This is a genomic window from Sphingobium aromaticiconvertens, assembly GCF_037154075.1.
In the GTDB taxonomy this organism is placed as follows: Bacteria; Pseudomonadota; Alphaproteobacteria; order Sphingomonadales; family Sphingomonadaceae; genus Sphingobium; species Sphingobium aromaticiconvertens.
Genome location: NZ_JBANRJ010000001.1, coordinates 2,717,940 through 2,729,755, shown reverse-complemented (window position 1 = coordinate 2,729,755; position 11,816 = coordinate 2,717,940). Strand labels below are relative to the sequence as shown.

Genomic DNA, 11,816 nt, shown 5'->3' with positions numbered 1-11,816 from the left:
AAGGTGGGTCACTTCTCGATGAAAACCCCGGGTCACTTCTCAACGGCAATCAACACGTCCGGCACCTATCTCAAAAGCGATCAGAAGCTCAGCCCGCTTCAGCCGACGGTCGCGCTCGCTGGTGCGATCTTCAACCCGCCCCATTTCAGGGGAAGGGCGGGCGCCGTCGTAGAAGGCGGGGCGCTGATCGCCTCGGCCTATGTAAACTATACCGGATCGCTCAAGGACGTGCGAAATGATCCGACCGTTCACATCGGCTCGATGACGACGGTCGATCTTAATGCGCGATATGCGTTTCAGTCGGACAGCCGCCTGTTCAGCGGCATCGACGTCGCCCTCTCCGTGCAGAACATACTCGATACCCATCCGAGCCTCATCAAAACGACACAGATGTACGAGTCGCCCTATGATTCGACGAACTTTTCGGCTTTTGGCAGGGTCTTAAGCTTCACGGTTTCTAAGAAGTGGTAAGCACGCCCAGTCTCCTGACTTGTGCCGCAGCGGTGATATTCGCCGCCGCGGCGACAATATGTCCGCCATCATGGGCTGCCGAAACCGTTCAGCGTGGTGATCTAAAGGCTGAAGCGTGTGCAGGCGTTGTAGCGGAAAAACTCGCGCCACGGGCCAAGCCGCGATCAATATCGGCGGATGATCTCGTGCGCTTGCGGGATATCGGCTTCTACACCGGCTTCGCAAAAGCGAGCCCGATGGGTATCTCCCCCGACAGGAAAAGGGCAGCCTTCGTAATTACGAGGGCAGATCCAGTCACGAACCTCTATTGCCAGGCCTTGGTTGTCCTCGCGCTTGACAGGGCAGGTCAGCCAAGGCTCCTTGATACCGGCGGAGAATATATCCCGGCCAGCACCGAGATACGCGGAAACCAGACGATCACCGGGGCGCCGGCCGTCATATCCCCCAAATGGTCGCCCGACGGGCAGTGGCTTGCTTATCTGAAACGCACAGGCGGCGTCACGGGTGCGTGGCTGGTTCGGACCGACGGCAGCGCCTCGAGGACGCTGCTCAGCTTGGCTTCAGACATTGAGGATCTCGCATGGACAACCGACGGAACGTCGATCGTTTTCATGACCGCAACCTCGCTTGAACGGGAGAAAACCAGAATTGCGGCGGCGGCGAAAGATGGATTTTTGTATGATGATCATCTGGTGCCGCTGGACGGAGCAACGCCCCTTCCTGCCGCCCCGACGACGAGGGACTATTATGCGGTCAAGTTGGGCAGTGGAGAAATCTCCATTGCCTCCCCGTCAGAACAGGCGCTTCTCGATGGCTCTGTTGCCAATGGCCGGCCCAGAAATGCCCTCAAATTTGTTCGCGGCCCGGCCGGAGCGATAGCCTGGACCGAGCGGCGAAAACCCGATCATTTGATGAGTATCGCGGACCTTTGGGTCCGATCGGCGGACGGCACTAGCCTGCGATGCCCAGATGTAAATTGCCAAGGTCAGTTGCGTGGTATCGAGGACCTTTGGTGGTTCGGCAAGGACCTCGTTTTCCTGAAGCGCGAAGGCTGGGGGTACAGTCAGCTCACTCTCTACCGGTGGAATCCTGGCAGGGCTCCCATTCGCGAACTCGTGACCGATGATCTCCTCATGGGCTGCACTCCGGTTGGGTCTAAGCTCCTCTGCACAAGAGAAGGCGCCGCACAACCGCGAGAGTTGGTGACCATTAATCCGCAGAGCGGAAAAGTTACCCGTATCTATGATCCCAATCCCGGCTTCGCGGCGTTCCGGCGAGGCCGCGTTCAGCGTCTCCATTGGCGCAATCAATATGGTTTTGAATCGTTCGGCGATCTCATATTGCCACCTGGATATAAACCGGGCGATAAAATCCCGCTGATCGTTGTCCAATATATATCCCGCGGTTTCCTGCGTGGCGGCGTCGGTGACGAATATCCTATCTACCTTTTCGCAGAGCGGGGCTTCGCGGTGCTGAGCGTACAAAGCCCACCCTTCTTCTACGAGTCTCTGCCCGACCAGGGTTGGAAACGTTGGGAGGACGCCGAGGCCGAGAATGTCAAAGGGTGGCGGGACCGCTGGAGCCATCTCTCGACCGTCATCGAAGGAGTAAAACTGGTCGTCGCTCGCGGGATCGCTGATCCAAACAGGATTGGCATAACCGGGCTCAGTGACGGCGCGACTACGGTGCAATTCGGACTGGTCAATGCCCCGGGCTTTTTCACGGCCGCTTCGGTTTCAACCTGCTGTATGGATGAGACTTCGACGGCCATTTACGGAGGCACGGCTTGGTACAATGAGCTTCGTTCATTCGGTTACCCCTCGTTGACGCAAGCAGACCCGGCATTTTGGAGAGGTTTTTCGATCGCGGCGAATGCCAAGCAGATAAATGTCCCGCTCTTGATGCAGGTCGCCGGGCATGAGTTCATTCTGGCGCTCGAAACCTACGCCCGGCTGAAAGACGCTAAACAGCCCGTGGAGATGTTCGTGTTCCCGGACGAATATCATATCAAGTCCCAGCCGGCGCACCGTCTCGCAATCTACCAGCGCAATGTCCGCTGGTTCGAATACTGGCTGAAGAACGAGCGCTCGTCGGAGCCTGGCCTAGCCGCGCAATATGCTCGGTGGGATCAACTGCGCGCGACAGCATATAGCGCGCCCAAGGGACCGTGATGCCTTGGTGTCGATGCCGCAGATAACTAATCCAGCTGTGATTGAACCCACATTTCGACATCTACCAAGGCCATAATGCGGAAAAAAGCGATACCGGTCGCTGGCGCGGCGGTGGAGACGGTCTTCACGATCGCGTCCAGATCTATCAGACCCTGCTCAGCCAACGCCCCGTCGGTGAGCATGTCGCGAATGGCAAGCCGCTTCTCATCATATAGTCGTGCAATGAAGCCGTCCGGGGTGCCCTTCTGCCTCCGGTCGAGGATTGCACGGGGCAGCAGCCCTTCGAATGCGCGGCGAGCAATGGCGCGATCCCGCCCCCCTTCACACCACATCCAGCTTGGTATCCGAAGGCACACCTCCATCAGCGGCTGAGCGAGCAAGGGTGAAATGATAGGCCTCACCAGCTCCCGCGGAAAACCTTCCAAATGGTTCTGGATTTTCATGATCGAGGCAATATGGCCTGCCTTTCCCGGACGCGCGGCTGCAGGCGCGTGAAGCCAGGGATGGTCGGCAGCCATTCCCAGGTCCGCCGACGCCGAGGGATTCACAAAGGAGGTATCGAGCGGCCAGCGATAGCCCCGTCGGCGAAGCCACGCTCGCTCGATAGCTTTTGCATAAACCCTGATCGCGTTCACCTCGGCAAGCTCCGAGATATGGGCAGCGGTGCTCCAAGCGCCGGCCAATTCGCCATCGAGGAGTCGGTCGGCCACGGGTGCGGCCGATTGGAGGAAGCAGAAAACATTATCGCCGCCCGCGCCACCAAAATAGGCGTCAAGACCATGCTCGTCGGCCAAGACGCTGTGCGCGTGGTCACCCGATTGCGCGAAGGCGCGTGCAATTGGCCGCGGCAGATAATGTCCGGCGCAGGCTGTGAGATTCACAAGATCGGCCTGTTCGTAGGCAATGTGCAGGCGCGAGCCGGTTGCATTGGCGACGACACCTGCATGATGTCGCTCGTCGCCGGCAGGCTCCAGCGTAGCCATCGTCAGGCATTCGAAGTTTGCACCAGCTTCCTTCAGGCACGCAGCGACTATGGAGGAGTCCAGTCCCCCAGACAGGCTAAGGAGAATCTTCTCGTATGAGCTGGCCAATGAGCGGACACAGCCGAGCGCCGTCGCCCTCACTGCATCTACGGCTTCCTGTTCGTCCAATATTTGCTTGTCACGCGCAGCAAAGGACCAGGGCGACCAGATTTGATCAACTGCCGCGCCATCTCGGTCGACGGTCATACGCTCTCCCGCGAGAAGTTCGCGGAGGCCGACCAACGCTGTCGAAGCGGGACGAAGTTGATCAGCAATCAACGTGCGGGCAATCTCGACCCAGTCGATTTCGCGGTGGAGCAGCCCGCAACGCGAAAGTATATCGACGTCAGACGCGGCATAAACTGTTCCGTTGTTTTCCACATAGTAGCAGGGCACCGCCCCGGTCGGATCACGGATGATGTGAACGCGGTGCCTGTAGGGATCTGACAGGAAGGCAACATATTGCCCCCAGAATTGACCAGTAAGCCAGCTACCCGCCGACCCGGCAATAGCAAGGTTCGCACCGGGCGATAAGTTCGCCACGGGACGTTCGCCCAGCCCGGCGAAGATCTTGCCCAAGATGAGCAGATCAGCGTCTTCTTTTGGAGCGATGATGGCCGGTCCGGTACTGACGACTTGAAGCCGGTAGGCCTCGAAGGTCCTTGCGCCAACCAGCGCCGCCCGAGCGGCGGCGAAAACCGCATCGACGTGATCGGCGTCATAGTCGTCCGCCACGGGGATTATAGCGATGAAGCGAACCCCATTCACGCGACAAGGATCGGAGTGAAGTTCCGAACCCTTTCCAGACGGTCATTCAGGACGATGTCGGCATGCTGAACCCAGCAATGAGCACGGAACGGTTTTGTGGCGACGCCGATCACAAGGTCAGCTGAAATCCCCGCATGCGCAAGGTGCATGGCCATCGCCAGTGAGCGCGGCAAGCATTGACGGTAGGAAGAGAGGTAAAGTTTTGTCCGTTCGAAGGCCGCCACGATGGCTAGAAGGCGAGCTGCGTCCGCATCTAGGCCAAAGCCCCTGCTCTTCTTGTGCCGCAGGCGCTCGATCACGGCGTGCAAGGACTCGCGTCTGAGGTCGCCTCTCGTTCTACGCAGCTGAAGCAGGGCACTTGCGATCAGCCCTAAGCCTGCCCCTGGCAGTGGGCCTTCTAAAAGGCTTGAGGATGGTAAAGGCAATGCCGCGCAAGCCATCGGTTTCTCATGAGAACCGACCGGAAGAAGAAGGCCTCCTGCCACTAATTGGGCGATCGCCTGGCCATGCTTCTGTTGGTGGAGACGATCGGACAGCAGGGACAGGAATGCGCGTTCCTGAGTCTGGTTCAGGCGCAGATACCTGTCATTGGCCAGATCCAGGAACACCGGTTGGTCATCGACCAGTGCGAAGCTGACCGTCTGAGACATGGCAAATCCCACAGGCTCATCTCCCACGAAGTGGTGCGCGACCTCACGACCGCGCACCATCGTCGTTAGTCGTCGGAGAGCCCGCCCAGCAGCTGCTTCCCGTTCGTGTCTCCGCCATTGTCGCCGTTGCCTTCGGTGAGCTGGCTGGCTTGGCCCAGATCGATGAAATCGGCGTCGGTCGTCATTTCTTCGCGTTCCATATCAACCTCCATGAATTGCCGCAGTGTTGCGACAGGGGAGAGGCTACCGGTGAGGACGCATATACCCGAGCTTATAAGTGCTCATCTTGGGAGCAAATAAGGCGGATGTCCGGGCATAACGTCATAACCGTTGGTTTTGCGCGCCTTTGGCAGCGTAGAAGGCACGTAACAGGGTATCGACGCGGCGGATTCGTCGCCGATGGTAGGCCCATAGGACCTCACGCGCGGTCGAATCCTGACCCGAAACGATCACATTCCAGATCCTGATCAGCTCTGCCTTGCGATCCTTCAACCCATGCTCGTGGAGTCGAAACGCAAACAGCCGGTCGCTGATTGCGGCAATCGTCGGGCCATGTTCAGAGTTGGTGGATGCTTTTCCTAGCTGCTGGAACAGATCCGTCGTCTTCTGCACGATCCGGTAAGAATCCTCGGGATCGAGTTCCTCGAGTCCCGCGAGCAAATTTTGCGGCAATGCGGCGGGCTTACCCTCCTTGACGGCAAGGCGGACTACCTGACCATGCCAGATATGAAGATCGCGAAGGCCTTCGGCGGTCACCGCGGGAATTTCAAAGCCTCCGCCCTCGTGATGGCCAAGCAGGCGTTCGCCGACCAAGCGTTGCATGGAATCACGAACCGGGGAAATACTGGTGCCAAACTCCTCCGCAACCATCTGGGAAACAACGAGAGCACCGGGCCGGAAGCGCCCTGACATGATATCGAGCTTTAGACGTTGATATGTCCGCTCCGCAGTGACGGGTTCGGGCGACACGCAAGAGCCTCAGGCACCAGGCTGGGCTTGGGTCATGTCACGATCGGGGCGGACCTGACGCGCGAGCGTCTCTATATAGAAGTCGCCGATACACTTGATGGCACGTTCCTGGAGGCCGGCGAAATTATCCACGAGGAATGCAACAGGGAAGTTCATCTCTTTCTCCATGAAGAGCAGGGGAATGAGCAGATAAGAGATTGGGAGTCCGAGCGCTGTCGCGCATTTTATGTGATGATCGATCGATGATCTGGGATTACCGGCTTCGATCTCCCGAATCCACCGAGTGCCGATCCCGGTGCGCCGGGCCAGTTGTTCCTGCGTCGTGCGTGCATGTCTGCGCCGCTCCTCGATGGCTTTGCCGGACAGCAGCTTGATCTGCTCCAGCAGCTCTGGATCACGCAGTCCGGTATTGCTTTGAAGGGGCATGTCCAGGACTCCCTGAAACGCCCAAAAGCTCCCATGCGTGACCCGACGATGAGGAAGCTGGTGCGTTGTACGCAGCCGGTCAAATCCAACAATTCCCAAAATGAGAGAGAAAGCGGACCGAGTTTAACCATTCATATCCCCTGGAAAATGGTGCATCGGCCGGGCGCCCCCACGCAAAAGCCGTTACCGTACGGCCCTGTGATAGGCATCCATCAGTTGTCGATCCTCTGCGGCTTCCAGCGAAATCAGCGCAACGACGTAGAGCTTTCCCACGGAGGGAAGCGATCCGAACTCGCTCGAATTGCTCAGTTTTTCCTTGATTTTCGACATAGACTCCGTGAGTCGGGCCGACGATCCGACAAAGTGGACCTGAGTCCCACAGCTGCGAACGAACTTTCTTGTCTCGACTTCGGCGGCTATCTCGCTTGGATCCAGGCTTTCCAGAAAAGTAACTGCGGCCGCTAACGTTACACCGTAGGGAATGAACGCGCGGACGAGATGGGCCAATCGGCAATGACAGCCGAGAAACAGGTCTATTCCCTGATCGGAGAGCAACAATTTGTACGTTCTCGATGTCTGCATCGCACTGATTCCCCGATCAGCGAATCGCCTCTTGTCCTTCTGCTAAGACGATGGTTGCGGCGAAGTGGGCACCATGTGAACCGCCCGCAATGAGATTTTTCGGCACTTGAGTGCCGCTACCGGCTCTGTAGTGCCGATTTCGGCTCCACAGTACCCCGACCGGCTCTGTAGTGCCCTGCCCTCTTGTCGATCGTGGGAGCGTTCGGTCATCACGTTGCTCAGCCCGATGGGGTGCGGCGAGCGTGGCCCGACATGCCCAAGCTCCAAGCCTGAACCGCACATCGACAACGGAGCGCCGCGAGAGCGGTTCTTCGAACAGGGAGTATTGCGCGTTATGTTTCATGCCTCCAAACGAACGGGCGCCATCGCTGCAGCCATGCTTCTGGCCGGAAACACCGCGGCTCATCGGCCGGCTGTAGAGATCCGCGCCGATGTAACGCCGCAGCGCGCCGAGGTCAGGCCTCACGATGGCGGCTTTGCGATCGTGACTCTTCCGCAGTTCGATGACAACCGGCTCCAACCGGGTCTCGTACCAATTGGAAGTGCGGTTCACATCGAGAGGACCATCCTGGTCCGGCCTGCGTCGCAGCCGGGGAGTGTGCGGCCATGAAGAGCAGCTCGATCTTGTCTCTGTCGCTTGCGGCGATCCTCGCGAGCAGTCTTCCAGGCTCGTCGCTGGCGCAACCTTCCGACAACCCGTCGGAAACTCTCAGCAAGGCCGCCAAGGCGGCCGAGGAGCAGCTCCACCAGACGTTCACCAACCTGCGGTTCGACGATTTCGGGCCCTCGCCCGTAAAGGGTCCGATCTATCAGGCGATCGCTGGCGGCAAGGTCATCTATTATGCGCCGGAGAGCGAGCATATCCTGTTCGCCGCAGTCTATGACAAGAACGGAGTCAATCTGACCGCGCTTGCCCAGGATGCGGGCGCCCGGAAGAAGCTTGGCGACATCGATCCGGCAAAAGCGCTCGTCATCGGGCCGGAGACCGCTCCAACGGTGATCGAGTTCACCGATCCCGACTGCCCCTATTGCCGCGCGCTCGAGAAGTTCTGGGCGGTGAAGGAAGCCGAAGGCAAGCCCGTCCGGCGGCTGGTCTATTTCGTGAGTGGCATCCACCCGGAGGCTGCGGCCAAGGCGGAGCATATCCTTTGCTCGCCGGACAAGCTGGCCGAATTCAAGGCGATCTACGCCGGCGCCGCTCCCAAGCAGCTTCATAAATGCATGGCCGGCCGAACGAAGGTCGAGGCCGATGCCGAGGTTGTCCGAAAGATCGGAATCAGCGGCACACCGACGCTGATCGCTGATGGCAAGCTCATCTCGGGCTTTCAGCAGGGCGAGCTCGAAGAGTTCCTCGACCAGCAGAAGCCTGGCAAGGGGCCGAGCCACTGACGGCATCGAACCACATGTGATTTCTGGCGGCCACGCAGAGCCTCTCCAACGGGGGCCGCGCGGACCGGAATGCCGACGGCTGCGAGCTCCCCTGGGGGGCCGTCCAACGCCGCCGCCGGCCGCCACCGATCTCTCGTTGAGCGGCCAAGCACGGTTCCGGACGGCTCCCCGACAAGCGGAGTGATAGGAAGATGATCAGGAAAATCGGTAAGCAGGCTGTCTCGGTCGCGAATATCGGCGTCCCTTTGGCGTTGTTCGCGGCGATGAGCGGTGGCGCACACGCGTTCACGGCGCCGGCCGTTGGCGACCTCGGCTACGACATCTACGACATCGTCGTGAACAAGGGCGTCAAGGGCCCGTTGGGCTTTGTCGCCGGCGTCGCGGCCTTCCTCTTCGGCGTATCGCGGCTGTTTTCGAACGTGATGATCGGCATCCCAACGATCGTCGCCGCGGTCTGCCTCATCAAATCGGACACGATCCTCCAGACCTTCGGGATGGTGATCTGAGCCTTTGGCCCGGGCGCGGGCTCGCGCCCGCCCGGGTCTCCCAGCCGAGCCCGCCCCTTGGGGCTCGGGAACCGACACCCGGCTCGGCCGGGGTGTCTGTGAAGCAGGAGGAGAAGAGCGTTGGATGAACGTCTGCCCCAATATCTCCATCGGCCCGTCCAGATCCTCTGGTTCGCCTCCGACGAGTTCATATTGGTCATGTCGACCATCTTCGTCGCGGTCATCGTGGGCGGAGTGATCGGGTGGATGCTCATCGGCGCTCTTCTCCTTTTCATTCCCTGGAAGCGCACGAAGCCGCGCGGGTTCATCCCGCATCTCGCCTGGCGCTGGGGCCTGCTTCGCTTCCGTCACTATCCGGGTCCGACCCAGACCCGCTTCTACGAGTGAGGTGAGCCATGGCATTTCTGAAAGCTTGGGCGAAGTCGCAGGCCGACCCGCTGCTGGGGAAGCCCGCGAGCTGGGGAATTCACCGCTACCTTCAAGGGTCGGCGAACCTGTTCGAAGAGAACCGGCTCCTCAAATTCGCGATCATCGGCCTGTTCGGCGTGACCGCGGTGCTCGGCATCGTCATCTACACGTCCAACCAGAACCAGCGAACGGTTGTCGTGCCCTTTGGTGCGGGTGGCGATCTCTACGTCACCGGGAACAGCCCGTCGCCCGAATATCTGCGGATGATGACCCGCAACATCGTGAGCCTTGCGGGTACCTATTCGGCCTATTCGGCGGATCGGCAGTTCCAGGAGCTGCTGGGGATCGCCCATCCGTCAGCCTATAATGCCCTGCGTGACAGCCTGAACGGCATTCTCGACGAGCTTTCGGACAATCCGACACTGTCGATCGCCACCTATATCCGCCCCGACCAGCCGGTGATGACCACCAACGCCGACATCCTCGTGCCTGTCGAAAAGGTGCGCGTGATCGGCGGCGTCATCCGCAAGTTCCGCGGGAATCTGCGGATCGGCTTCACCATCGAGAATGGCCGCTTCTGGCTGACCTCGTTGCATGAGGAGAATTTCGATGCCGATCGGTGATCCGGCCACCCCAACGCGCGTCTGCGTCCAGGCAGCTGCGATCCTGGCTTTCGCCGCCGCCATCTCGGCCCAGGCGCAGGCCCAGTCGATCACGGCCTTGCCCGACCAGACCAGCAGCATCCGCCTTTCCAACCGCGACATCAATCATGTCGTCTGCCAGGGCGGCGAAATCGAGGATGTCAAATTCTCCGCCGAGAAGGCGATCGCCGTCGAACGCAGCGGTTCGGACGCGTGGATCAAGTTCTTGGTGAAGGAGGTGGACAGCGAGGGCGTTCCCACCCGGACCTATGCAACAGCGGCGTCCGAGTTTTTTATCAACTGCAATGGTGCGGTCTATCCGCTCTATGCCGAGCCTTCGGATATTCCCGCCCAGACCGTGATCCTGGCGCCGGGCGCTGCACAGCGCGCGCGGGCCAATGCCGATCTTCTCGGCCCCCTGGTCGAGGAGGAGCGCGCGGTCTCGATCACGCTTTCCCTGCTGCAGGACCGCGTGCCCGAGAGTTTCTCCGAGGTGGCGCCGGCCGCTCGGGATTTCGTCCTCGCGTCGCTGCCTGCGGCCTCGCTGCACGAACGCCGCAGGATCGCGATCGACGGCGCCGGCCTCTCCGCCAGCGAATATCTGGTTCGCGTGTCCGCCGAAACGCGGCTCGACGAACGGGCCTTCCTCGTCTCTGCGCTTGGCGCGAACATCTTCGCGGTCACGCTGGATCATACCGACCTCCATGCCGGCGACACCGCTCGTCTGGTCGTTGTGCGCCGGGGAGCGGTGCAATGAGCGGCGAACGGGACGATCCGCAGAGCCAGGGCGCTCCGATCGAGGCGAGCCGCTATCAGGCCCGCCTCGCGGAACAGGCGGCCGGGGAGCATGGCGAGCCGGAAACCGCCGCGAAGCTCATCGATTTTCGCGCGCGCTGGGATGCGTTGAGCTCGCGCCAGAAACTTCGCGCGCAGCAGTTCGGCGTCGCCGCCGCGATCAGTGTCCTGGGCTATGGGCTCTATTCGGCAAGCGGTGCCGACACGCCGGTCGCGACCGCGCCGACCACATCCAAGCTCGACATGGGTGCGGGACTGCGTGGCGACAGTTTGGAGCTGAAGCTGCGCGGCGACCTCAAGAAGGTGCTCGACGGGCAAAATCTCCTTGGGGATCGCATCACCGCGATCGAGGAAGGCAAGACACCGATCATCCCGCATGCGGCGCCGGGCGCCGATGCGGATGGTGGTCCCTTGCCGCCCGCCCTGCCCGGCAGTCCGCCCGATTTGCCGGTACCGCCCTCACCTTCGGAAATTGGAAGCGCCGAGGGTAGCCTGCCGGTCCCGCCGGTGCCGCCATCCGGACCGCCCGCCCCGCCGGCGCCGCCGGTCGAGAAAGTCGTCGGCGCGATCGGCCAGGCCACGACGCCCATTGTGCCCAAGGACGGTGCTGGCGGCGCGGGTTCGGATTCGAAAAAAAGAGTCGGACGATTTATTTGCCGCCTGGTTTTATGCGGGCACGCCTCCTGACCGGGATCGACGCGCTGGCCAGCCGGGACGCGACCAGCAATCCCGAACCGATCATCGCCCGCGTGCAGGCGCCAGCCGTGCTCCCCAATGATGTCAAAGCCAATCTGTCGGGCTGCTTCGTCGTCGGCAACGCCACCGGCAGCCTCGCGAAAGAGCGTGTCGAGATCCAGCTCGTCTCGCTGTCCTGCGTCGATTTCGATGAGCATTCGGTGGTCGATCAGGCCGTGAAGGGTTTCTTCGTCGACACGGACGGGAAGAAGGGGCTCTCCGGCAAGGTCGTCACCCGTGCGGGCGCTGCGCTGGCGCGAACTGTCCGTCGTCAGAACATTTG

14 protein-coding genes and 1 pseudogene are annotated in these 11,816 nt (G+C 60.7%); 8 read left to right on the top strand and 7 right to left on the bottom strand.

All coding sequences use genetic code 11. The annotated features are described in order from the left end of the window. The first annotated feature begins 3 nt into the window (after positions 1 to 3). A complete protein-coding gene (locus tag WFR25_RS13110) occupies positions 4 to 471 on the top strand; it encodes a hypothetical protein (RefSeq protein WP_336971432.1) in 468 nt (155 codons plus the stop codon). Beyond that, positions 465 to 2,642, top strand: a complete 2,178-nt coding sequence (locus WFR25_RS13105) for an Atxe2 family lasso peptide isopeptidase (protein WP_336971431.1) — start codon at positions 465 to 467, stop codon at positions 2,640 to 2,642. Before WFR25_RS13110 ends, WFR25_RS13105 begins: the two co-directional genes overlap by 7 nt. Before the next feature lie 26 nt (positions 2,643 to 2,668). Here the strand turns inward: WFR25_RS13105 and WFR25_RS13100 are convergent, their stop codons facing one another. The 7 genes from WFR25_RS13100 to WFR25_RS13070 form a co-directional block, all read right to left on the bottom strand. Continuing rightward, entirely contained in the window at positions 2,669 to 4,399 is a 1,731-nt protein-coding gene (locus WFR25_RS13100) for an asparagine synthase-related protein (protein ID WP_336971428.1), read from the bottom strand. A gap of 29 nt (positions 4,400 to 4,428) precedes the next feature. Beyond that, on the bottom strand, positions 4,429 to 5,082 hold the full coding sequence (locus WFR25_RS13095) for a lasso peptide biosynthesis B2 protein (protein ID WP_336971427.1): 654 nt from the start codon (positions 5,080 to 5,082) through the stop codon (positions 4,429 to 4,431). 65 nt (positions 5,083 to 5,147) lie between these two features. Next, positions 5,148 to 5,282 (bottom strand): benenodin family lasso peptide, encoded by a 135-nt coding sequence (locus WFR25_RS13090; protein WP_336971426.1) that lies wholly within the window; start codon positions 5,280 to 5,282, stop codon positions 5,148 to 5,150. Between the two features lie 121 nt (positions 5,283 to 5,403). After that, positions 5,404 to 6,051 carry a GntR family transcriptional regulator gene (locus WFR25_RS13085; protein ID WP_336971423.1) on the bottom strand — a complete coding sequence of 216 codons (648 nt, stop codon included), beginning with the start codon at positions 6,049 to 6,051 and terminating at the stop codon, positions 5,404 to 5,406. A gap of 9 nt (positions 6,052 to 6,060) precedes the next feature. Further along, positions 6,061 to 6,477 (bottom strand): helix-turn-helix domain-containing protein, encoded by a 417-nt coding sequence (locus WFR25_RS13080; RefSeq protein ID WP_336971422.1) that lies wholly within the window; start codon positions 6,475 to 6,477, stop codon positions 6,061 to 6,063. 183 nt (positions 6,478 to 6,660) lie between these two features. Then, on the bottom strand, positions 6,661 to 7,059 hold the full coding sequence (locus WFR25_RS13075) for a hypothetical protein (RefSeq protein WP_336971420.1): 399 nt from the start codon (positions 7,057 to 7,059) through the stop codon (positions 6,661 to 6,663). A gap of 16 nt (positions 7,060 to 7,075) precedes the next feature. Then, positions 7,076 to 7,612, bottom strand: a complete 537-nt coding sequence (locus WFR25_RS13070; RefSeq protein WP_336971418.1) for a hypothetical protein — start codon at positions 7,610 to 7,612, stop codon at positions 7,076 to 7,078. A 53-nt stretch (positions 7,613 to 7,665) separates the two neighbouring features. Here WFR25_RS13070 and WFR25_RS13065 point away from each other — a divergent pair, with 53 nt between their 5' ends. The 6 genes and pseudogenes from WFR25_RS13065 to WFR25_RS13040 all read left to right on the top strand — a co-directional run. After that, complete coding sequence (locus WFR25_RS13065) at positions 7,666 to 8,448, top strand: DsbC family protein (protein ID WP_336971417.1); 783 nt, start codon at positions 7,666 to 7,668, stop codon at positions 8,446 to 8,448. Positions 8,449 to 8,639: 191 nt separating this feature from the next. Continuing rightward, on the top strand, positions 8,640 to 8,954 hold the full coding sequence (locus WFR25_RS13060) for a hypothetical protein (RefSeq protein ID WP_336971416.1): 315 nt from the start codon (positions 8,640 to 8,642) through the stop codon (positions 8,952 to 8,954). 120 nt (positions 8,955 to 9,074) lie between these two features. Then, positions 9,075 to 9,341 (top strand): type IV conjugative transfer system protein TraL, encoded by a 267-nt coding sequence (locus WFR25_RS13055; protein WP_336971415.1) that lies wholly within the window; start codon positions 9,075 to 9,077, stop codon positions 9,339 to 9,341. A gap of 8 nt (positions 9,342 to 9,349) precedes the next feature. Next, positions 9,350 to 9,985 (top strand): TraE/TraK family type IV conjugative transfer system protein, encoded by a 636-nt coding sequence (locus WFR25_RS13050; protein ID WP_336971413.1) that lies wholly within the window; start codon positions 9,350 to 9,352, stop codon positions 9,983 to 9,985. Beyond that, on the top strand, positions 9,972 to 10,760 hold the full coding sequence (locus WFR25_RS13045; RefSeq protein ID WP_336971411.1) for a type-F conjugative transfer system secretin TraK: 789 nt from the start codon (positions 9,972 to 9,974) through the stop codon (positions 10,758 to 10,760). The genes WFR25_RS13050 and WFR25_RS13045 overlap by 14 nt, the downstream gene beginning before the upstream one ends. Continuing rightward, a pseudogene (locus WFR25_RS13040) lies at positions 10,757 to 11,796 on the top strand (TraB/VirB10 family protein); the annotation flags it as partial. The gene WFR25_RS13045 and the pseudogene WFR25_RS13040, both read left to right, overlap by 4 nt. Between the last annotated feature and the right edge of the window lie 20 nt (positions 11,797 to 11,816).